The organism is Acetobacter nitrogenifigens DSM 23921 = NBRC 105050 (assembly GCF_000429165.1).
Taxonomy (GTDB): Bacteria; Pseudomonadota; Alphaproteobacteria; order Acetobacterales; family Acetobacteraceae; genus Acetobacter; species Acetobacter nitrogenifigens.
The window spans coordinates 346205-366076 of sequence record NZ_AUBI01000002.1 but is presented as its reverse complement, the minus strand read 5'-3'; the positions used below and the strand labels follow the sequence as shown (position 1 = coordinate 366076).

The 19872-nt window shown below is 62.9% G+C and carries 18 protein-coding genes, 2 tRNA genes and 1 pseudogene; 15 read left to right on the top strand and 6 right to left on the bottom strand.

Annotated elements, in window-relative coordinates; translation table 11 throughout:
• The first annotated feature begins 20 nt into the window (after window positions 1-20).
• From G442_RS0104535 to G442_RS0104515, 5 genes are all read left to right on the top strand, one after another.
• Window positions 21-1412 carry an NAD-dependent succinate-semialdehyde dehydrogenase gene (locus tag G442_RS0104535; RefSeq protein WP_026397029.1) on the top strand — a complete coding sequence of 464 codons (1392 nt, stop codon included), beginning with the start codon at window positions 21-23 and terminating at the stop codon, window positions 1410-1412.
• 149 nt (window positions 1413-1561) lie between these two features.
• Window positions 1562-3730, top strand: coding sequence for a glycosyltransferase N-terminal domain-containing protein (locus tag G442_RS0104530; protein ID WP_051291909.1), 2169 nt, complete (start codon window positions 1562-1564; stop codon window positions 3728-3730).
• 17 nt (window positions 3731-3747) lie between these two features.
• Window positions 3748-4791 carry a tetraacyldisaccharide 4'-kinase gene (gene lpxK / locus G442_RS0104525; RefSeq protein ID WP_026397027.1) on the top strand — a complete coding sequence of 348 codons (1044 nt, stop codon included), beginning with the start codon at window positions 3748-3750 and terminating at the stop codon, window positions 4789-4791.
• A gap of 44 nt (window positions 4792-4835) precedes the next feature.
• Entirely contained in the window at window positions 4836-5720 is an 885-nt protein-coding gene (locus G442_RS0104520; RefSeq protein WP_051291940.1) for a lysophospholipid acyltransferase family protein, read from the top strand.
• A 277-nt stretch (window positions 5721-5997) separates the two neighbouring features.
• Window positions 5998-6354 carry a hypothetical protein gene (locus G442_RS0104515; RefSeq protein ID WP_026397025.1) on the top strand — a complete coding sequence of 119 codons (357 nt, stop codon included), beginning with the start codon at window positions 5998-6000 and terminating at the stop codon, window positions 6352-6354.
• Between the two features lie 484 nt (window positions 6355-6838).
• On the opposite strand, the gene G442_RS0104510 is transcribed toward G442_RS0104515, so the two are convergent.
• The 4 genes and pseudogenes from G442_RS0104510 to G442_RS0104495 form a co-directional block, all read right to left on the bottom strand.
• Window positions 6839-8512, bottom strand: coding sequence for a Na+/H+ antiporter (locus G442_RS0104510; protein ID WP_026397024.1), 1674 nt, complete (start codon window positions 8510-8512; stop codon window positions 6839-6841).
• A 423-nt stretch (window positions 8513-8935) separates the two neighbouring features.
• Window positions 8936-10072, bottom strand: coding sequence for a nucleoside hydrolase (locus tag G442_RS0104505; protein WP_051291908.1), 1137 nt, complete (start codon window positions 10070-10072; stop codon window positions 8936-8938).
• 81 nt (window positions 10073-10153) lie between these two features.
• Complete coding sequence (locus G442_RS20875; protein ID WP_035376154.1) at window positions 10154-10372, bottom strand: hypothetical protein; 219 nt, start codon at window positions 10370-10372, stop codon at window positions 10154-10156.
• Window positions 10373-10908: 536 nt separating this feature from the next.
• Window positions 10909-12186 (bottom strand): annotated as a pseudogene (locus tag G442_RS0104495) (D-amino acid dehydrogenase); the annotation flags it as partial.
• Window positions 12187-12248: 62 nt separating this feature from the next.
• On the opposite strand from G442_RS0104495, the gene G442_RS0104490 reads away from it, so the two are divergent.
• The 8 genes from G442_RS0104490 (at window position 12249) to G442_RS0104455 (ending at window position 16980) form a co-directional block, all read left to right on the top strand.
• Complete coding sequence (locus tag G442_RS0104490; RefSeq protein WP_161628330.1) at window positions 12249-12458, top strand: hypothetical protein; 210 nt, start codon at window positions 12249-12251, stop codon at window positions 12456-12458.
• 97 nt (window positions 12459-12555) lie between these two features.
• Entirely contained in the window at window positions 12556-13203 is a 648-nt protein-coding gene (hisG, locus tag G442_RS20870; protein WP_051291938.1) for an ATP phosphoribosyltransferase, read from the top strand.
• A 46-nt stretch (window positions 13204-13249) separates the two neighbouring features.
• On the top strand, window positions 13250-14551 hold the full coding sequence (hisD, locus tag G442_RS0104480; RefSeq protein ID WP_026397020.1) for a histidinol dehydrogenase: 1302 nt from the start codon (window positions 13250-13252) through the stop codon (window positions 14549-14551).
• A gap of 128 nt (window positions 14552-14679) precedes the next feature.
• Window positions 14680-14898: a translation initiation factor IF-1 gene (infA, locus tag G442_RS0104475; protein WP_010667149.1), complete on the top strand. Its 219-nt coding sequence runs from the start codon at window positions 14680-14682 to the stop codon at window positions 14896-14898.
• Window positions 14899-14905: 7 nt separating this feature from the next.
• Window positions 14906-15553 (top strand): Maf family protein, encoded by a 648-nt coding sequence (locus G442_RS0104470; RefSeq protein WP_026397019.1) that lies wholly within the window; start codon window positions 14906-14908, stop codon window positions 15551-15553.
• Window positions 15541-16647, top strand: coding sequence for a ribonuclease E/G (locus G442_RS0104465; protein ID WP_026397018.1), 1107 nt, complete (start codon window positions 15541-15543; stop codon window positions 16645-16647). The genes G442_RS0104470 and G442_RS0104465 overlap by 13 nt, the downstream gene beginning before the upstream one ends.
• Window positions 16640-16834 carry a DNA gyrase inhibitor YacG gene (locus G442_RS0104460; protein ID WP_026397017.1) on the top strand — a complete coding sequence of 65 codons (195 nt, stop codon included), beginning with the start codon at window positions 16640-16642 and terminating at the stop codon, window positions 16832-16834. Before G442_RS0104465 ends, G442_RS0104460 begins: the two co-directional genes overlap by 8 nt.
• Before the next feature lie 70 nt (window positions 16835-16904).
• Window positions 16905-16980 (top strand) — tRNA-Phe (locus G442_RS0104455).
• 355 nt (window positions 16981-17335) lie between these two features.
• On the opposite strand, the gene G442_RS0104450 is transcribed toward G442_RS0104455, so the two are convergent.
• A tRNA-Ala gene (locus G442_RS0104450) sits at window positions 17336-17411 on the bottom strand.
• A 161-nt stretch (window positions 17412-17572) separates the two neighbouring features.
• On the opposite strand from G442_RS0104450, the gene G442_RS0104445 reads away from it, so the two are divergent.
• Window positions 17573-17902, top strand: a complete 330-nt coding sequence (locus G442_RS0104445; RefSeq protein WP_307188540.1) for a YggT family protein — start codon at window positions 17573-17575, stop codon at window positions 17900-17902.
• 3 nt (window positions 17903-17905) lie between these two features.
• Window positions 17906-18865: a glycosyltransferase family 2 protein gene (locus tag G442_RS0104440; RefSeq protein ID WP_026397015.1), complete on the top strand. Its 960-nt coding sequence runs from the start codon at window positions 17906-17908 to the stop codon at window positions 18863-18865.
• A 203-nt stretch (window positions 18866-19068) separates the two neighbouring features.
• On the opposite strand, the gene G442_RS20865 is transcribed toward G442_RS0104440, so the two are convergent.
• A complete protein-coding gene (locus G442_RS20865; protein ID WP_051291907.1) occupies window positions 19069-19872 on the bottom strand; it encodes a sulfotransferase family 2 domain-containing protein in 804 nt (267 codons plus the stop codon).

Here is a 19872-nt window from a genome sequence, read left to right as displayed (position 1 = left end):
TATAAAAGGGGACATCGGCTATGGCCTACGCGACGGTCAATCCGTTCACCGGTGAGGAAATCAAGGTTTTTCCGAACGCGACGGACGAGGAAGTGAAGATCGCGCTGGATGAGGCGCATGAGACCTTCCTGTCCTGGCGCAAAACGTCTTTCAAGGAACGCGCCCGTGTGATGCACGCGGCCGCTGGCATTCTGCGTCGTGACATCGAGGAATATTCTCGGATTCTGACCCTTGAGATGGGCAAGCTGATCTCGGAGGCTCGCGCGGAGACCGAACTCACCGCGGCGATCTTCGAATATTACGCGATCAACGCCGAGCGACTGCTGGAGTCCGAGGGGCTTCCGGTGCAGAGCAAGGAAGAAGGCCGCGCGAAGATCATCCATCAGCCGCTTGGCATTATTCTGGCGATCGAGCCGTGGAACTTCCCGTTCTATCAGGTTGCTCGCATCATCGCGCCGCAACTTTCAGCCGGCAACACGACCCTGCTCAAGCACGCGTCGAACGTGCCGCAGTCGGCGGCGGCGATGGAACGCCTGATGATTGAAGCGGGTCTGCCGAAGGGGGGCTTCCGCAATCTGTTCCCCACCCGCGATCAGTTGGCGACCATCATCGCCGATCATCGTGTTCGCGGCGTCGCGCTGACGGGTTCGGAAGGCGCAGGCGGCAAGGTAGCCGCGCAGGCGGGCGCCGCGTTGAAGAAGACGACGATGGAACTGGGCGGTTCCGACGCGTTCATCGTGCTTGAGGACGCCGACCTCGAAAAGACCGTGAAATGGGCTGTGTTCGGTCGTCACTGGAACGCCGGGCAGGTCTGCGTCTCCGCGAAGCGGATGATTGTGGTCGACAAGGTGTATGACGAGTTCGTCAAGCGTTACCGCGAAGGCGTCGCGTCGTTGAAGATGGGCGATCCGATGGACCCCGCGACCACGCTGGCGCCACTCTCGTCTCAGGGTGCCGTCGAGGACCTGAAGCGGCAGTTGGCAGAGGCGATCGAACACGGCGCGAAGGCTGAGGAGATTCCTCTCGCCGTGCCGAACACGGGCGCGTTCTTCCGTCCGGTCATTCTGACCGGCCTTGAGGGCGACAACCCGGCCCGCCTGTGGGAGTTCTTCGGCCCTGTGTCCATGCTGTTCCGGGCCAAGGACGAGGCTGACGCGATCCGCATCGCCAACGACTCGCCGTATGGTCTCGGCGGATCGGTGTTCACGCGGGACGAGGAACGCGGCGAAGAAGTCGCGAAACAGATCGAGACCGGCATGGTGTTTATTAACCACCCGACCATGGTGAAGGCTGACCTGCCGTTTGGCGGCGTTTTGCGCTCCGGCTATGGTCGCGAACTGATCGGGCTCGGCATCAAGGAGTTCGTCAACGCGAAGCTGATCGACGTGGTCGACATCGACGCGCCGTTCTGATTGCTCCGTGCGTGGCGCCGGGTAATGACGGCGCCACGCATATGATGCTTTGTGAACTGCGTCGGGCATGTTAACGCCCATTCATGTTTTATAGATTTACTGATAGCGCTCCAATTTCGGCAGGTCGTGAATGACGGCGCAGCACGGTCGTGACGACAGTGCCTGAGCCCTCGCCGCGCGACGCCGGTTCGGAATTGTTACGCAGGATCGTTCAGACCTGCGTGCGCCGTGGTCTGGCGTTGGCGCTGACGACGACGCGTTGGAAAGTCGATATGGACGCGGCTTCGCGTTCTCTTCTGCTTGATCCGGCAGGCCCTGGCGTTCTTGTGGCGTTCTGGCATGAGGCGCTGATGCTGGCGCCGACGCTCTGGTGGTGGACCGAACCCCGCAACCCTCTGTTAAGATTGAGAGTATTGATCAGCCGCAATCGTGACGGCCGGATGATCGCGGGCGTGGTCGCTCCGTGGCGAATTCCAGCGCTGCACGGCTCGTCTGATCGTAAAGGCAAGAACAAAGGCGGCGCGTCTGCGTTGAGGCGTTTGCGCGCGTCGCTCGAGCAGGGCGACGTCGTCGCCATCATGCCGGATGGTCCGAAGGGCCCAAGGCGAGAGGTGCAGGCAGGTGCGCTTGCGTTGGCGGAACTGACGGGCGCTCCGATCATTCCCGTGGGAGTGGCCTGTTCTGGCGTTCGGGCCGGGTCATGGGACAGGATGATCGTTCCCCTGCCATTCGGGCGAGGCAGGCTGGTATGTGGTCCGCCGCTGGTGGTGGCGCGAGGGCGGCGCGACGAGATGCGCGCGCAACTGACGGCCGGATTAAACGAGGCGATGGCGGAAGCCGGACGCCGCCTTGCTGACGCGGATTATGATGAACGCCTTGCCTCCATGCGCGCGCCCGTTATTTCCGGTCAGCAAGATGCGCAGACGACCACCGTCGGTCGGGCGTTGGGCAGCGTATGGGCGGCGATCGCCTCCCTGATCGCTCCGGGACTGATCGTTATGCTGAGGCGCCGCGTCGCGCGTGGCAAGGAATTGCCCGCCCGGTTGCGGGAACGAATCGGATTGGGCGGCGGCGTGGCGAGACCTCCCGGTTCGCTGGTCTGGATCCACGCAGCGAGCGTCGGGGAAACCGTCTCCGTGCTGCCTGTGATTCGCGCGTTGCTCGCCTGTGCCTGGGGCGAGGCGGGCGACGCGCCGAATGTTCTGATCACCACCGGGACCGTCACAGGGTTCAAGACGCTTGCGGCGGCGCTGCCGGATGAAATTGCAGCAGGCCGGGTAGTTCATCAGTTTGTGCCACTGGACGTGCCGCGCTGGGTGAACCGGTTCCTGAAACGCTGGCGGCCGCAGGCGTTCGTGCTGACGGAAAGCGAGCTTTGGCCTAATATGATCGAATGCTGCCGCCGAGTTGCGGTGCCGGTTATGGTGGTGAACGGGCGCATGTCGGCGCGCGCGCTGGCCGGTTGGCGCCGCGCTCCCGATCTGGCGGCGTGGACGCTCTCGCCGATGCGATGGATCGCGGCGCGTGCCGAGGAGGACGCGGCGCGGTTCCGTGCGCTTGGCGCGCCGGTCGTCGTCACGGCCGGAGATTTGAAGTTCGCCGCCGAGCCTCTGGGGTTCGACGCTGCGTTGCTGGAGCGGCTGCGGCTGATCGTCGGTGAGCGCCCGGTATGGCTTGCGGCGTCGACGCATGAAGGTGAGGAAGCGGCCATTTTCGCCGCCGCCGCCGCCCTGCGCGACAGATATCCGGACCTTTTGACCATTATCGCGCCGCGTCATCCGGAGAGAGGCGCAGTTGTGGCGGCGCTCGCCGCCCGCGTGCTGCCGCCGCCGATCAGGCATGATCTGGGAGTGGCCCCGAGGCGGTCGCAGGGGCAATGGCCGGAAGCGTCGGATCCGGTCTGGGTTGCGGATACGCTCGGCGAACTCGGCGTGCTGTTTCGTCTTTCGCGCGTCGTCTTCATGGGCAACAGCCTGTTCGAGACGCCGGGAGGGCGAGGGCGGCAAGGTCCGGCGCGCAAGGGCGGCGGTCATAATCCGCTTGAGCCTGCCCGGCTGGGTTGCGCCATCGCCACTGGTCCCGCCATCGAGAATTTCGCCGCGACTTACGCCCGGCTGGGGGAAGCGATCACCGTGGTCGATTCCGTCGAAGCGCTATCGCTCTGGTTGGGGCCTCTGCTGGCCGACGCCGGGCGCGCCTGGACAGCCGGAGACGCTGCGCGACAGGCTGCGGATTTCGACAAGGCGCTCCCTGAGCGCCTCGCTCGCCGTATTTACGAGACGATGGCGGGAGAAACACCCGCGCAGGTGGGTGTGTGATCCGGTGGTCGCCACGTTTGCGCGCGCCCGCTTTCTGGAGTGCGGCGCCCGGCGTGGGGGCGTGGTTGCTGAAACCTGCGTCGGCAGCGGTGGAGGCGATTGCGGCCAGACGGCGCGCTCGGGTCGGCGAGCGCGTGTCTGTGCCCGTATTGTGCTGCGGCAACCTGACCGCTGGTGGCGCGGGCAAGACCACGCTCGCGCTCGACCTCGGCGCGCGGCTGAGAGAGCGGGGCGTAGCCGTGCATTTTCTGACGCGGGGATACGGCCGTCGACCACGTGCTCGCGGTGTGGGAACGAACATTTTCGGTCGTGGGTTTCCAGAGGAGCCTTTGCTGGTCGATCCCGATATCCACAGCGCTGCGGATGTTGGGGATGAGGCGTTGTTGCTCGCCCGGATTGCGCCGTGCTGGGTCGGCGCGGACAGGGTTCGTTCGGCGCAGGCGGCGATCGCGGCCGGGGCGACGTGTCTTGTGATGGACGACGGATTTCAGAATCCGGGGCTGCACAAGGATATGGCGCTTCTGGTGATCGACGGATCGAGCGGCCTTGGCAACGGTCGCGTCATTCCGGCCGGGCCGCTAAGGGAAAATCCGGAAGCGGGGCTGGCGGCGGCCGACGTGGTGGTCGTAACTGGCGAAGACCGTGCAGGCGTGAGCGTCTGGGTCGAAAAACGGGCGCCAAAGGGCATGCCCGTGCTGCGTGCGTGGCCGGTCATGGAACCATCCGTCGATCTGTTGCGGGGGCGCCCGGTGGTCGCGTTCGCTGGACTGGCGCGTCCGTCAAAATTTTTTCGAGCGTTGCGGGAGCGTGGCGTGGCTCCGCTTCGCGTCGTGTCGTTTCCTGACCATTACGCGTATCGGCGCAAGGACCTCGCGCGGTTAGCCCGGGTTGCTCTGAAGTTGGAGGCGACGCTTGTGACGACCCCCAAGGACGCGGTGCGATTGCCGGCTTATTTCCGGCGGCATGTTACGGTGGTTGGCGTGGAACTGGCGTGGGCGGACCCTGATGCGCCTGAGTCTCTGCTCGACCGTTGGCTTGAGCGCGAGGTAGCTGCACGGTGAAGGTGGATCGAGAAAAACGCGACCTGGAGCGTGTCGGCGTGGGGATGCGGGTGGAGGCGGCGCTCGCGCGGATCGCTTTGGTGTTGCTGCGGCGTCTCGGTCCGGTGCGCGCGTCGAATTTCGCCGGACGTCTGTGCCGTTTTGTGGGACCGTTCTTACCGGTTTCGCGTGTGGCGTACGCCAATCTCCGGCTCGCGATGCCGGAACTGGACGAAGCGGCGCGAAGACGCATCGTGCTGGGTGTGTGGGAAAATCTTGGCAGGACAGCCGGAGAGTTCCCGCACATCGCCAGCCTGCGCGAGAACACCGCCTCAGGGCCTGGTTTCGAGGTCGAGGGCGCCGAGCATCTGATCGAGCAGGCGCAGCGGGGCGGTTCGGTGCTGTTCGTGTCAGGACATATCGGCAATTGGGAGATGCTTCCTCCGGGCGTTTCGGCGTACGGCCTCGGCTTCGCCTCATTCTACCGAGCGGCGGCGAATCCTTTGGTCGACAGGATGATTCGGGATTTGCGCAATGAGGCGATGGGGGAGCCCAAGCCGCTATTCGCCAAGGGCGCGCGGGGCGCCCGGGAGGCGCTTGCCTACGTTGCGCGCGGCGGGCGTCTCGGGATGCTGGTCGACCAGAAGATGAATGACGGCGTGGAGGCGCGGTTCTTCAGTCGTCCGGCGATGACGGCGCCAGCTTTGGCGGCGATGGCGTTGCGGTACCGCAGCCCGGTTATTCCCGGTTATGTTCGCCGGCTCGGCCCGGCCCGCCTGCGCATTGTGGTCGAACCACCGTTGCCGCTGCCCGATAGCGGCGACAGGCAGGCGGACATCCTGTCATTGACGCAGGCGGTCAATGACAGGCTGGAGGCTTGGATCAGAGCCTGCCCGGAAAGCTGGCTATGGCTGCACCGCCGGTGGCCTACGGAATCGAGCCAGCCCTGAATGGGGCGATATTTTTGCTCACCCTTGAGTGCTTGCCCGGAAAAGATTCACAGCGCTGGAGTTTTTGCATAAAAAAACATCATATTTAATGTGCATAAGATTGTTTCGTGAGCAGAATTAGAGATAAAGCGGAATGGATAGTTGCTTTTTTGTCACATTTGCTCTGCGGTGCCTCTTTCTAGGGCGAAATTGTGAAGATTCAGTTTGGCGTGAGCGCATCTCCGCCATAACGTTCCCTCCAGTTCGCCGCCACAGGACAACGGGGATGCCACAGCCAATGCTATCTGAGACGTTGCCCTCTTCATTTTGCAATGTAGTGCCGTTCCGTCAGGCGGTTCTACCTCGTCACCGCGAGTATCTGTCGCGGTGGTTGAACGCAGGCCTTTGTATGGGACTGTGTGACGCCGATATTTTTGTGTCAGATGGCGACACAGGCGCCGTGGGCTCCGAGATGGTTCTGGTGTGGGTCCGCGAAAGCGCTGACCCAGCCTATATCATCCGTCCGGAAGGCCTGCGTTGGGTCGTGGTCGATGCGATCCGCGATTATGAACTGAGCCGCCAGACCTCGTTCGAGCATGCGCTGAATTTCGTGCGTCCAGTTCTGCCTGTTCAAGGTTCGACTGTCGCCGCCTGAAGGTTGCGCCGCGCCCGGTTCTGGCGGGCTGTGTAATACTAGATTTGAAAGTTTGCGTCGGTCAGTTCATCGTGGCGACGCTTTGTCTTGCTTCTATAAGAACACTCAAAATCCTCGTTCCTCAGAAAATTAGTCCGCTCGGAATTTTGCGAGACTCTGATTTGTATAAGGCCCGACCGTCCGTAGTCTCGCCAAAAATCAAGAAAATTTGGAACACTTTTGGGAAAAGCCAATATTGTTGGCGTGATTGCCGTGAGATTTGGTTTGGGGAGGAGTGGCGATCCATGTCGACGGGCGGCGGATGTGCCGTTCAACGCTGCGCCGGGCGTTCATGAGTAGAAAACATTCCAAATATGCGATGATTTTTTCTCTGGCGCTGTAAGAAAAGCGCGGCTGATGCTCATTAACGTCGAAGGCTTGGCCGCATTCGCTGAAAACCGAAGGTAAACTGCCAGGCAGGGGTCCGTCTTCGTGGCGATAACCCTTACGGGTGCGGAAGCGCTGACGCTTCGTCGATCAGCTCCTGCTCATGCACGTCGAGTTGACGCGCCAAAACACGCTCCGTCTCGTCGTTGAGATTGCCGTCGTGCAAAAACTCTTTCAGGGCTTTTCTTTGGGCGCGCACCACTCTCAGGCGGATCGCCAGTTCGGCGCGACGGTTGCGGAGCAGTTCGTCCCGGTTGGCCTCAAGGTCAGTCTGCTTGCTGTCCAGTGTATGTAAAAGTTCCTGATACTCCTGCAAAAGAAGCGGCGCCGCCCTGCTTTGCGCGGGCTCAGGCTCTCCGGCGGATCCTCCCGCAGGGCTGTTGTGGCGGCTTGCTTCATCCTTCAGGACGCTAATCGCCACACGCACCAGAGCCAGACGGGTCTCATCCAGTTCCTGCTGAGTTCGGTTGGTTCCTTCCTGCGACGGCAGTAGCCGAAGGACAAGCGGGAGAAAGACGCTGGCCCCGAGCAGCGACATGATTATGACGCCGGCGGCAATGGTGATCAGCAGGGATCGTTCCGGAAACTCCTCAGCCGAGGGCAGGGAAAGAATCGCAGCCAGTGTGATGGTGCCACGCGTGCCGGCCAGGGCGAGGATCAGTCTCTCGGGCCAGTTTGCGCCGATGAAGGGGCGCCGCCACAGGCGCGCAGCGATCCGCCGGGTCAGGACCGAGGCGCTGACCCATGCCAGGCGGCTCAACGTCATCACAGCCTGCAGCGCCACGATTGCGATCGGCAGTTCCCAGGGAGATACGCCTCCCGAGTGCATGATCGCCCGCGCCTGATGCACCAGGTCCGGCAGTTGCAGCCCGAGCAGCAGGAACACCAGGCCGTTGAGCGCGAAGGATATCGTTTCCCATAACGCGGTCGCCCGCATGCGCGTCCCGATTTCGGTTTCGTTCATCACGCCGGTAAGGCGGATTGTCATGCCTGCGGCGACGACCGCGAGAATGCCTGACGTCTCGATGGATTCCGCAACCAGATAGGTGAAGAACGGCAATATCAGCGCAAGCAGCATATGGCTTGGAGGGTCGTCGTAACCGCGTCGTAGCAACATGCTTTCCGCGCGGCTGGCGCAAAGGCTGATGATGACGCCGGTCACGATTCCGCCCAGCGACACCCATGCGAAATTGGCGGACGCAGCCTTCAGGGAGAAGATGCCGGTCGTTGCGGCGGCCACGGCGAATTTGAAGCAGACGAGCCCGGAGGCGTCGTTCAGAAGCGCCTCGCCGCGCAGAAGGTGGATGATACGCGGCGGCGTGCGTCCCCCACGAAGGATGCCGGAGACTGCGATCGCGTCGGTCGGAGACAGGGCGCCCGCGAGAGCAAACGCGGCAGCCAGCGGTACTGTCGGCAGAAGCCAGTCGAGAAAATAGCCGCCCGCCAGAGTGCTGAGCGCGACAAGCCCGACGGCCATCGCTACGATAATGCTCCGTAGTTCGCCGAATTCCCGCATGGGCACGCGATAGGCGTCGACGAACAGGAGTGGCGAGATGAAGAGCAGAAGAAACAGATCAGTGTCGAGCCCGACATGCACTCCGGCCAGAGCCGCCGCTGCGCCTGCCGCGATTTGCAGCAGCGGCATCGGGATGCGCAGCTTCAGCACGCGCGCGATAAGGCCGGTAAGGCCAACGACGGTGAGCAGGGTCAGCGCGAGCAGTGTAATGTGCATGACGTAACTGAGACGCCGATACGACTGTTGTAAAGATGCCGGGTGGGTTGCGCGCGGCACAGGCTATTGGGGCGGGACGCGTTGTACGGGTGGCGTGAAGTTGCCGGCTGTTAGAGCTGCTGCAGTTTGAAGAGAACACGTGCGGCTTTAATCGCGCCAATCCACTGTTTGCGCTTTGGCTTTTTACTGTTTTTGCGTGCTGGCCAATGGGCGCGTAACGCGCTTTTTGTCGGGAAAAGCTTCACTCTTTGGGAAGGCAGTTTTCGATCAGGGGGCGCCGGATATTTTGCGGGGGGGGCTCGGTACTGGGTTTGCCTTTGTTCCAAAGAATGACTTCACTCTTCCCAGTGTAGAGGGCAGGGGTGTGTCGTAAGTCAGGCGGGGCCAGGCATGAGGCCACGAAGCAGGAGGATATAATCCTCCTTATTTTGGCGGTGAACTGGGCAGAGGCCGCGCCAGAAGCGATGTGATGAACGCCTCCAGTTTAGGGGCGTCGATGGTACGGACGACCGTCTCACGCTGCTCGTCCAGATCCGGCTGATATCCGGGCGTCCACGACAGCGTGTCGCCATATCCTGCGCCGAACTGGCTGTTCACGTCGACGTACAGCTCTTCACTGTGCTTGATCAGGCTCGGGTCCAGCCAGACGGCGGCTGCGATTTCGTCCCAAAGCGGAAAGCCGGGTTCGCGCTTGCTGATCGTGCCGGCGAACGCGGGATTGGCGGCTGCAAGTTTATGGAGGAATTCCGGCGTTAACTCCGTCGCAGTGGAGGGATCGGCTGGAACCGCGACAATATGCCGCCACGGCGCGCGCAGCACGATGCTCGCGGCTTCGGGGTCGAAGCGGAAATTGAATTCTCTCCGTGGAGAATTCGCGAATTCTCTGGCGAACTGTGCGGCGGCGACGTCGGGGCGAACCTGTTGCGGGTTGAGACTTCCGCCCATGTAAACCAGTTCTTTCGCCAGGCTGGCGAAGGACGGATCCAGGCGTTGCGCCAGCGCAAGATCTGTCATCGGACCAGTCGCGATGATCGTCACCTGTCCGGGAAATTCATGAACCTTGCGGATCATGAACATGACGGCCGGCTCATCCGACGCCTTGATGGTCGGATCGCCTTCCGGCAGGTGCGGCACGACATCGGGAGCATGATACGGCGGCGTGCTTTGGACAGTGGGCTCCACCCACTTTTTCATCCAGGCGCCTTTCCAGACCAGCTTGCCGTAAAGCGCTTCCCACCGGTCGGTGAGTTTTTCGGAGTTCAGCAGCGGATAAACCGCGCCGCGTAGCACGGGAACGTCCGTCCTGTGCGCGATCTCGACGGCGCGCAGGGCGTGCGCCACGCCTTCATCGCGCCAGACGTCGCCGGACAGGATCGTGATGCCGAGAACGTCGACGTTCGGCGCCTGCAGCAACATCCATTCCGCGATGCCGGACCCGTCGTCATCGACAATGACTTTTCGCGCCTCGGCTGCGTGGGAGGGCGGCGCACAGACGGCCGTTCCGCCGATCAACGTCGCCGCCAGAGCGACGGGACGAAAAAGCGCGCGCAGTATTCTCATGATTATAAAATTCCGAAAGAGCTGCGGCGCGCGGCCGCGATAGGCGACATGTTCTGGCGGAGAGGTGGTTGCAGGCGCAGATCAGACCGGGTTCGCGCCGTCCGTGCCGCATTTGGCGAAGCGTCCCTTGGCGTCCTTGCAGCGGACGGGCTTCGGCGCCGGGCATTTGGTGAATTTGCCCTTCGCGTCGCGGCACGGCGCCGCTGCGTGTGCGGAGCTGATGGCGAACTGTGGGGATAACGACGGCGCTATGGTCGCGGTCAGCAGGGTGAGGCAGGCAGTCGCAAGCATGGCTTTCATTGGTCTTCTTCCTCGCTCAACGTCGGCCGTCACAGCGCCTCGCTCACGGCCTCCTACAGACCGTGACGATGCCCGATTGGATGAGCGTTCACAAGCGGGTAGCTTTGGTGTGGGGGCGATCGGTCGGCTCTGCCGATAGATGCTCGGGGCAGCTTTACGACTGGGGCGGTGCAGCGGCCAGTTTCGTCACGACTGCGGTAGTTGGGGTTTCTGGCCGCAAGACGGAATGGGGGACGTTGGGTCACTTGCAGACCGCCCATCATCCGCTCCCGCAAACGGTTATTGCGGGACGAGAGTTCTTAGGTCGCTTGCTTGCAACGGGAAAGAGCAGGGTTCCGCCTGAACGTTGGTTGGCCTGCCTTCACGTATCGAGGGTCAGCGGGAGGCGGCGGGGAGCCGAGGTGCCTACGACCTTGATCTGGAATTTCAATGTATTTTCAAAAACGGCGACTCTGGATGGCTCCGGCGTTCACGCTCGCAGCAGCCAAGGGCTCCATCCCGTCGCCGAAGCAGAACGACGGGAGCGTCCTCTGCGTTCAACTGCGGTCGTAACGATCGACGGACAGGTCCAGCACCGGGATATTCGGCTTGCGGCCATGGATCAGATCGGAAACGATCCGTCCGGAGCCACAGGCCATGGTCCAGCCCAGTGTGCCGTGGCCGGTGTTCAGCCACAGGTTCGAGAACTTCTTCGACGCTCCTACGATCGGTGTGCCGTCGGGAGTGTTGGGGCGCAGGCCGGTCCAGTATGTCGCCTGACTGAGATCGCCGCCGCCATAAAGTTCGGAAAACGAGAGTTCGAGCGTCGCGCGGCGGTCGCGGCGCAGGCGCAGGTCGAAACCGCCGAGTTCGGCCGTGCCGCCGATGCGGATGCGGTCGCCGAGGCGGGTCATGGCGACCTTGTAAGTCTCATCGTTCACTGTGGAGACAGGCGCGCGAGCTTCGTCCGTCATAGGCACGGTCAGAGAATATCCCTTCACCGGATAGACCGGCAGGCGAACGCCCAGCGGACGCATCAGCAGCGGAGAATAGCTTCCCAGCGCCATGACATAGGCGTCGCCGGTGATCCGTCCGGCGGAGGTGCGGACGCCGAGGATCGAATCAGCCGACGCGTCCAGCGCCTCGATCGTCGTCTCGTAGCGAAAGGTGACGCCCAGCTCTTCGGCTTTTTGCGCCAGACGCTGCGTGAACATGTGAGCGTCGCCGGACTCGTCTCCGGGAAGGTAGAGGCCGCCCTTCAACAGATGCTTCGCGCCGGACAGGCCCGGCTCGCGCTCAAGGATTTTTTCGACGGAAAACAGTTCATGCGCGACGCCGCTGTCGCTCAGCAGGCGCATGTCCTCCTGCGCGTGGTCGAGTTGCGCCTCTGTGCGGAAGAGCTGAATCAGGCCCTTCTGACGGTCGTCGTAAGTAATGCCGGTTTCATCACGCAGATCGGTGAGGCAATCGCGGCTGTATTCGGCGATCCGCAGCATGCGGGACTTGTTCACATCGTACGCATGTTCAGTGCAGTTCATCAGCAAACCGCCGATCCACCGCAGCATTGCGATATCGATCGCGCCAGGACGCACCACCAGCGGGCTGTGCTTGCCCAGCATCCATTTCAGCGCCTTGAACGGCAGGCCGGGGGCGGCCCATGGCGTCGAATATCCCGGCGAGACCTGACCCGCGTTGGCGAAAGACGTCTCCAGTCCGGCTGCGGGCTGGCGGTCGATAACCTCCACTTCATGCCCGAGTTTCGCCAGATACCAGGCGGTCGTAACACCGATGACGCCGGCGCCAAGAACGATGACTTTCACAGCGGGAGAATCCTTTCGACGGTTCGACGGGCCGGACGGGCCTTTTGCACGAAGGGCGACGTTACGGCGTCCTGATTATGACGGGTTGGGGTGGGCGTCCAGCGGCGCCGCCCGCAGGGGACGGGCGCAGTTTTGGCGGAGCGGCGTGGAATGTGGTAATCGCCGTGCCGATTGCGTCGGAATGCCTGCGCTCGTCTGTGTCTGTCCTGGCTGAAGGGATGGTCCAGGGCGATCGCCGTCGCCGACGCCTGTCCGGAGAGTATGATGACCGCCTGCACACCGGGTGACGATACGCCCACCATGACCGCTTGGGGCGTTGCTCCCGCGACCACGCCTGCCTCGGGCGACGTCGATCATGGGCGTCATGGCGACCATGCGGACGACATGCTCATCCTAGCTCTCCCGAAGGGCCGCATCCTGAAGAGCGTCGCCCCGCTTCTGGCGCGCGCCGGGATCGAACCCGCCGCCGACTGTCTGCAGGAAGACAGCCGCCGCCTGCGGTTTCCAACCAATCATCCCAAGCTCGACGTCGTGCGCGTGCGTTCCTTCGATGTGGCGACCTTCGTCGCGCATGGCGGCGCGCATCTCGGCGTGTGCGGCGCCGACGTGCTGATGGAGTTCGATTATCCTGAGCTATACGCGCCGCTCGACCTGGGCATCGGTGGTTGTCGCGTGTCCGTGGCCCGCCCGCAGGGCGACCCGCCAAACGAGGACTGGTCGCGCTATTCCGAGGTGCGTGTGGCGACGAAATACCCCACGATCACGCGCCGCCATTTCGCGGCCCGCGGCATCAACGCCGATATCGTGCATCTGAACGGCGCAATGGAACTGGCGCCGATGCTCGGCCTGTCGCGTCTGATCGTCGATCTTGTCGACACCGGATCGACCCTCCGTGCGAACGGGCTGCAGGAAGTCGAAACCATCGCGCAGATCACCAGCCGTCTGGTCGTGAACCGGACCGCGCTGAAGACCCGTCCCGAGGCGATAGCCTCCCTCATCGCGCGCTTCCGCGCGGCGCTGAACCCCGCCTGAACATCGCGCCGCCCTGCCGGCGCGGCGACAAATATAGAGTGTGCGTATGAAACGTCTGGATGCCCGTGCGCCTGATTTCGAGGCCGCGTTCACGTCGCTGCTGGCGAACCGGGAGGCGGAGAGCGCGCGCGTGGACGCGCCGGTCGCCGAAATTCTTGCAAAAGTACGGGCGAAAGGCGACGAGGCCGTTTGCGCCTACACCAGTCGTTTCGACCGGTTGGACCTTACGCCCGAGACCATGCGGATCACTGGGGCGGAAGTTAAAGAGGCCGCGTCCGGCGTGCCGCAAGACTTGCTCGACGCGCTCAATGTCGCCGCGACGCGCATTGAGGATTTTCACCGCGCGCAGTTGCCGCAGGATATGAAATACACCGACTCTGACGGGCTGACGCTTGGGCAGCGCTGGACGTCGCTCGACGCGGTCGGTCTGTATGTTCCCGGCGGCAAGGCGGCCTACCCGTCGTCGGTTCTGATGAACGCCATCCCGGCGCGCGTTGCAGGCGTCAAAAGGCTCGCCATGTGCGTGCCGACGCCCGGCGGGGTGCTGAACCCTCTGGTGCTCGCCGCTGCGAAGCGGGCGGGCGTCACGGAGATCTACCGTGTCGGCGGGGCGCAGGCTGTAGGCGCGATGGCGTTCGGCACTGAGACCGTCGCGCCTGTCGACCGGATCGTCGGCCCCGGCAACGCATGGGTGGCGGAGGCGAAACGGCAGGTGTTCGGCCATGTCGGCATCGACAGCATCGCCGGTCCCTCTGAGGTCGTGGTCGTCGCGGACGCGAAGAACGATCCGCGACTCGTGGCGCTCGATCTGCTGGCGCAGGCGGAGCATGACGAACTGGCGCAGTCGATCCTGATCACTGATGACGCCGCGTTCGGCCATCTGGTGACCGAGGCGGTGGAGACGGAGTTGAAGACCCTGTCGCGCGCCGCCATCGCACGAGCGAGCTGGCGCGACTTTGGCGCCGTCATCATCGTGCGCGACTGGGAGGAGGCCGCCCGACTGGTGGATCGTCTGGCGCCGGAGCATTTGGAGCTCATGGTGGACGAGCCGGAGGCGCTGTTCGCCCGTGTGCGGCACGCCGGCGCCGCGTTCCTCGGCCGTTTCTGCCCGGAAGCCGTGGGGGATTACGTCGGCGGGCCCAACCATGTTCTGCCGACGTCACGCACGGCGCGTTTCGCGTCGGGCCTATCCGTTTACGATTTTCTGAAACGCACGACTTTCATTTCCAGCGGTCCGGACGCTCTTTCTCGTATCGGTCGCGCTGGCGTCGCGCTGGCGACGGCGGAGGGGCTGGAGGCGCATGCCCTGAGCATTTCGGAGCGCCTCAAGATCATCGATCGAGGGTGACGGATCGCCCTTTGACCGACGGCGAACGGCCTCAAACCTTGACCGCAGGCCCTCGCCGCATACATATCGCACCCGGTTAAGTGGACTGATCGTCCTGTCAATGAGGTATAGAATGAACGAAGGCCAGCATGTCTAAGGAAGACATGATCGAATTCAGCGGCACCGTTACGGAGCTGCTGCCCAACGCCATGTTTCGCGTGAAGCTTGATAACGAGCACATGATTCTCGCGCACACGAGCGGAAAAATGCGGAAAAATCGCATTCGCGTTCTCGCCGGTGACCGCGTGAGCGTCGAGATGACCCCTTACGACCTGAGCAAGGGCCGCATCACCTTCCGCTTCAAGTAACACGGTTATGACCAGCGCCATCTCCGGCCCGGACGACGGGTCCGGCGCGGCTTCCGCAAGCCGCCCTCTTCTGGTGCTGGCTTCGGCATCGCCCCGCAGATTGTCTCTGCTGGCGCAAATCGGCCTCACCCCCGATCGAGTCGACGCCGCCGATCTGGACGAGACGCCAGCCCCCCGGGAGCTGCCGCTTCCGTACGCCCGCAGACTCGCGGTGGAAAAAGCAGCCGTAGTCGCTGCACGCACGGATGAGCCCGCGTTGATTCTCGCCGCCGATACGGTCGTGTCCATGGGGCGCCGTATTATGCCGAAAGCGGAAGATCGCGATACGGCCCGGACCTGTCTCGAATTGCTGTCCGGGCGCCGCCACACCGTCGTCACCGCAGTCGCGCTTGCGCCCAGCGGCGCATGGTCCGAGGGGCGGCGTTGCGTGCGCGCCGTCGAAACTACGGTGACCTTTTCCCGTCTGACGGAGCGTCAGATCGAGGGTCTTCTCGACCTTGGAGATTGGAACGGCAAGGCGGGCGGCTACGCGTTGCAAGGCCACGCAGCGTCCTTCATCCGCTTTGTGTCAGGCAGTCCTTCCGCCGTCATCGGTCTGCCGCTGTTCGAAACTGCGCAATTGCTGCGTGGTCAGAAAGGCGCATGGCTGACCTGAAGCGCTCGCTCCGCGTCGCCTGCTCGCCGGGCGAAGCGCGGATCGCGGTCGTCGAGGATGGCGTGCTGCGTGATTTCGCCCTGTGGCGTCCGGGCCGTCCGGACGGTGTGGGCGACGTTTATCGCGGACGCGTCGCCAAAATCGTGCCTGCGCTGGGTGGCTCTTTCATCGCATTGGGTGGCGGGACGGACGGATTTCTCCCCAGCCATGACGGCGCGCCACCGCTGGTCGAGGGCGAGTCGGTTCTGGTGTCGGTGGTCCGCGCGCCGATGGGGGGCAAGGGACCACGCCTTAAAATCGCAGGCGGCGCGCCGACCTCTGGTGAAACTGGCCTGCTGACGCGCGGACCGTCTCCGCTGGAGCGTCTTGCAGGAAGCTGGGACGGCCAAATAGTCATCGACCACTCCAGCTTCGCTGCACGCGTCCCGGCTGCCCTGCGCACGCGCGTGCAGCGCGTCCCGCAGGCGTTCGATGAGGGCGTTGAAGACGCCGTGCAGGCGCTTGGCGTCCCCGAAGTCGCGCTGCCCGGCGGCATGAGCGCCACGATCACGCCGACGCCAGCTCTCGTGGCGATCGACATGGATAGCGGAGCCGCCTCGGCGACCGCCAGCGCCAAGCAGACGGCGCAGTTTGCGGCGAATCGTGACGCGCTTCCCGTGCTGCTGGACCAGATCAGGCTGCGCAATCTGTCGGGGGCGATCCTGATCGATCCGGCGGGCCTGAACCAGCGCAAGCGGCAGGCCCTGCGCGAACCGGTCGAAGCGGCTTTGCGGGCTGATCCGTTGCGCCCGCGCTGCCTCGGCGTGACGGGGCTAGGCCTGATCGAGATCGTTCGTGCGCGGGTGCATCCTCCGCTTCACGAATTGCTGTCCAGCGCCCACGGGCAGGCTCTTGCGGCGCTTCACTCCGCAGTCGTGCGGTATGCGGGCCGTCCCGATGCGCGACCGGCGCTTCGGGCCGGTTCCGGCGTATTCGCCGCTCTTGAAGGCGACCTTGAGGCGATGTCCGATCTACGCGGCTGGCTGGCCGCCCCCCTCGATCTGCGACTCGACCCGTCGCTGCCGCCTCTTTCGTGGAGTTTCTCCGATGAATAAGTCCAGCCTCTGCCCGATCTGCGGTCGCGCAGCGGAACGCGGCTTCACCCCGTTTTGCTCCAAACGCTGCGCCGACGTCGATCTCGGCCGCTGGTTCTCTGGCGATTACCGCGTGCCGGGCCCTCCGGCGGACGATGGCGAGTCGGATTCCAGCATCGCTGGATCCTCGGAAGAGAAAATGGAGTGACGGGTTGATCTTGGCGCGCGGGCAGGTTAAACGCTCGCCACGCGCAGCGTTCCTGTGTTGCACGCCGGGCGCCCAAGTAGCTCAGTTGGTAGAGCATGCGACTGAAAATCGCAGTGTCGGTGGTTCGATTCCGCCCTTGGGCACCATTTCCTTCCTAAAATCCATTTGAAATCAACACCTATCGGCTTTTGCTGTTTGGTGCCCCTGCATGTTGTCCCTCTTGGTGACTGCGCTTTAGGGAGCCGCTGAGCGTGCTTGTGAGGCGTGAAATGGCTTGCGAATCTCTTTGCCGCTCCCAAAAAACGATACCTCCAAACGCCGCAACCCGCACGCGGAGGGACCAGCCTCCATCTTTCCGACGCCGCAAATGCGCGCCACCAGACGTGTCGAATCGCATCGTGTGGACTCCGATGTGGACTCGCGCCCGGACCCTCGGTATTCTGACCACTCAGAAGCAAATTTTCTTGAAATTTCAACGCTCTAAGACGTCGTAAAGGCGGCTGGTGGAGCTGAGGGGAATCGAACCCCTGACCTCCTCATTGCGAACGAGGCGCTCTCCCAACTGAGCTACAGCCCCGCCTTGTGTGGGGCGATACATAGCGTTTGGGCGAGGGGTGTCAAGTCGTATTGTCATCCTGCGTCGCGCAGTGCGTATTGTCTGGCGAACGTGGGGACGATAGGGTTGCGCGCCGTCACGCCGCCCCCGTTGAGGCGGCGTGACGGCTTAATGGCTGAAGGTTGACCAATTTGCTTACCGGCGTGTTCGAGCTGCTTCTTACGATTATCCAGCTGTATCAGTGGGTCGTCATTGCTTACTGCGTTTTCAGCATGCTCTACGCCTTCGGCGTTCTGGATGGTCGCAATCGTGCCGTCTGGCAGATAGGCAATATACTCTCTCGCCTTACCGAGCCCGCACTCAATCCCATCCGCCGGGTGCTGCCGACCTTTGGCAACGTGGACCTTGCGCCGCTGGCGTTGTTGCTCGGCCTGCAGTATCTGGCCAGACCCGCCGTAGTCGCCATATACCGAATGCTGGTGACCGGATCCCTATCTTCTGGACTCTACTGAAGCATGCCTTCGAATATAGAAGCTGCTCTACGGATCGCCATCCTGATTCCTTGCCATAACGAAGAGGCGGCGATCGGTCTGGTCGTGAGAGATTTTCGTGCGGCCCTGCCCGACTCAGCGATCTATGTCTACGATAACAATTCGTCAGACAGGACCGTGGAAGTCGCCCGGATGGCGGGCGCGCTTGTGCGGAGCGAGCCTCTCCAGGGAAAAGGCAACGTGGTGCGGCGTATGTTCGCCGATATCGAAGCCGATTTCTATGTGCTGGTCGATGGAGACGCTACGTACGAGGCGGCTGCCGCTCCCGCTCTGATCGAACTCGCCCGGCGAGAGCAGCTCGACATGGTGAACGGCGCCCGCGTAACAGATCGCGTCGCGGCATACCGACCCGGGCATCAGTTGGGTAACCGGGCTCTGACCGGGCTGGTCAACGCGATTTTCGGCAAACGACTGTCGGACATGCTTTCCGGCTATCGTGTGTTCTCCAGACGCTTCGTGAAGTCTTTTCCAGCGCTCTCGGGCGGATTCGAGATCGAGACTGAACTCACAGTGCATGCGCTTGAGCTGGCGATGCCGATCTCCGAATTGCAGACCAGATATATCGAGCGTCCCGAAGGGTCCGTGTCGAAATTGCGGACGTACCATGACGGTTTCCGCATTTTGTGGACCATCGTCGTGCTGGTGAAGCAGGAGAAGCCGTTGATGTTCTTTTCTGCCCTGGCGGCGCTGGCGTGTCTGTGCGGATTGGCTCTGGGCATTCCTGTCGTCGTTGAGTTCGTGCAGACGGCGATGGTGGCTCGGTTGCCGACGGCGGTCCTCGCGACCGGCTTCATGATTCTCGCGGCGTTGTCACTGGTCTGCGGTCTGATCCTCGACAGCGTCACGCTCGGGCGCCTGGAGTTGAAGCGCCTCGCCTATCTCGCACAAAGAGGGCCGATCGCATTTGACGAGCCGGTAGCTTAACTGCGGGCCGCAATGACGATGTGCTGGCGTCTGAAGTATAATAGGCGGCTGGCCCGGGTGTGAAATGCAGACGCGTTATTAATCGCGACCTGCATACATGCGCAATCGGGAGAGCGTCCGCGCGAAGCGCCTGCTCCACCTGTTCGGCGGGGCGATGGCCCTTACGTGAAATTACGTCTGCCGCAGTATCGCGTACAAAGCTGTCAGGTGGCGGCGGGCGCAAGGTCCCCAGGCCACGCAGGCGATGTGTGGGCGCGACCGCGAATCTGTTTTGCTGCGGCGGTTCGAGCGGGGCGATAAGCCTGGCTGCGCAGAAGCTCGTAATCCTGAGAGTAGATGCTGCGAATGCGTTCAATCTGTTCGGGGGACGCAGTTACGGTAGGCGAGATCGAAGCGTTCACGCGAGGAATGTCCTCCTGCCGATTGGGGAACAGGAAAGAGCGCAACGCGCCCATATTGCTCATATCGAACAGGCGCTGCACGGCGATGTGGCCATCGGCGTTACAGACGTACCAGCTTTGCGGTCGGAAAATATGATCGACTTGGTACCAGTTTTTGGCTGCCTCGACATGATCCAGCGCGTCGTCGAGAGAGCGGAACGCCGCATATTCCGTTCTGAATGTGTCCGCTAGCGTGCGGTCGTGTCCGCCGCCGCTGCGCGCGTGCCGGAAAGCTGAGATAAAACGGTCGACGGGATTGCGCACCACGGCGACGCTGGGAAGCTTCGCGAGTTCAGGCTGTCGGGCGGCGAAGTAACGGATGCTGCGATGCTCCATTTCCTGCCCGTAAAGTGAGCGGCAGATGGAGGTGCCGGCATTCTTCGGGACATGGATGAAGAGAACGCCTGTATTCGCGATGAGGGCATGGCGGGCGCGGCGCTTGCGACCGTCCGGCAGAGGGGCTCCGAACTCCGCGCCACGTTCGTGGATGTCAGAAAAAAGCCTGACGTTGAAGGACTTCGCCAGCGCGGTTTTGCCTGCGCTGGCGAGCGTTTGTTTCAGCCGCAT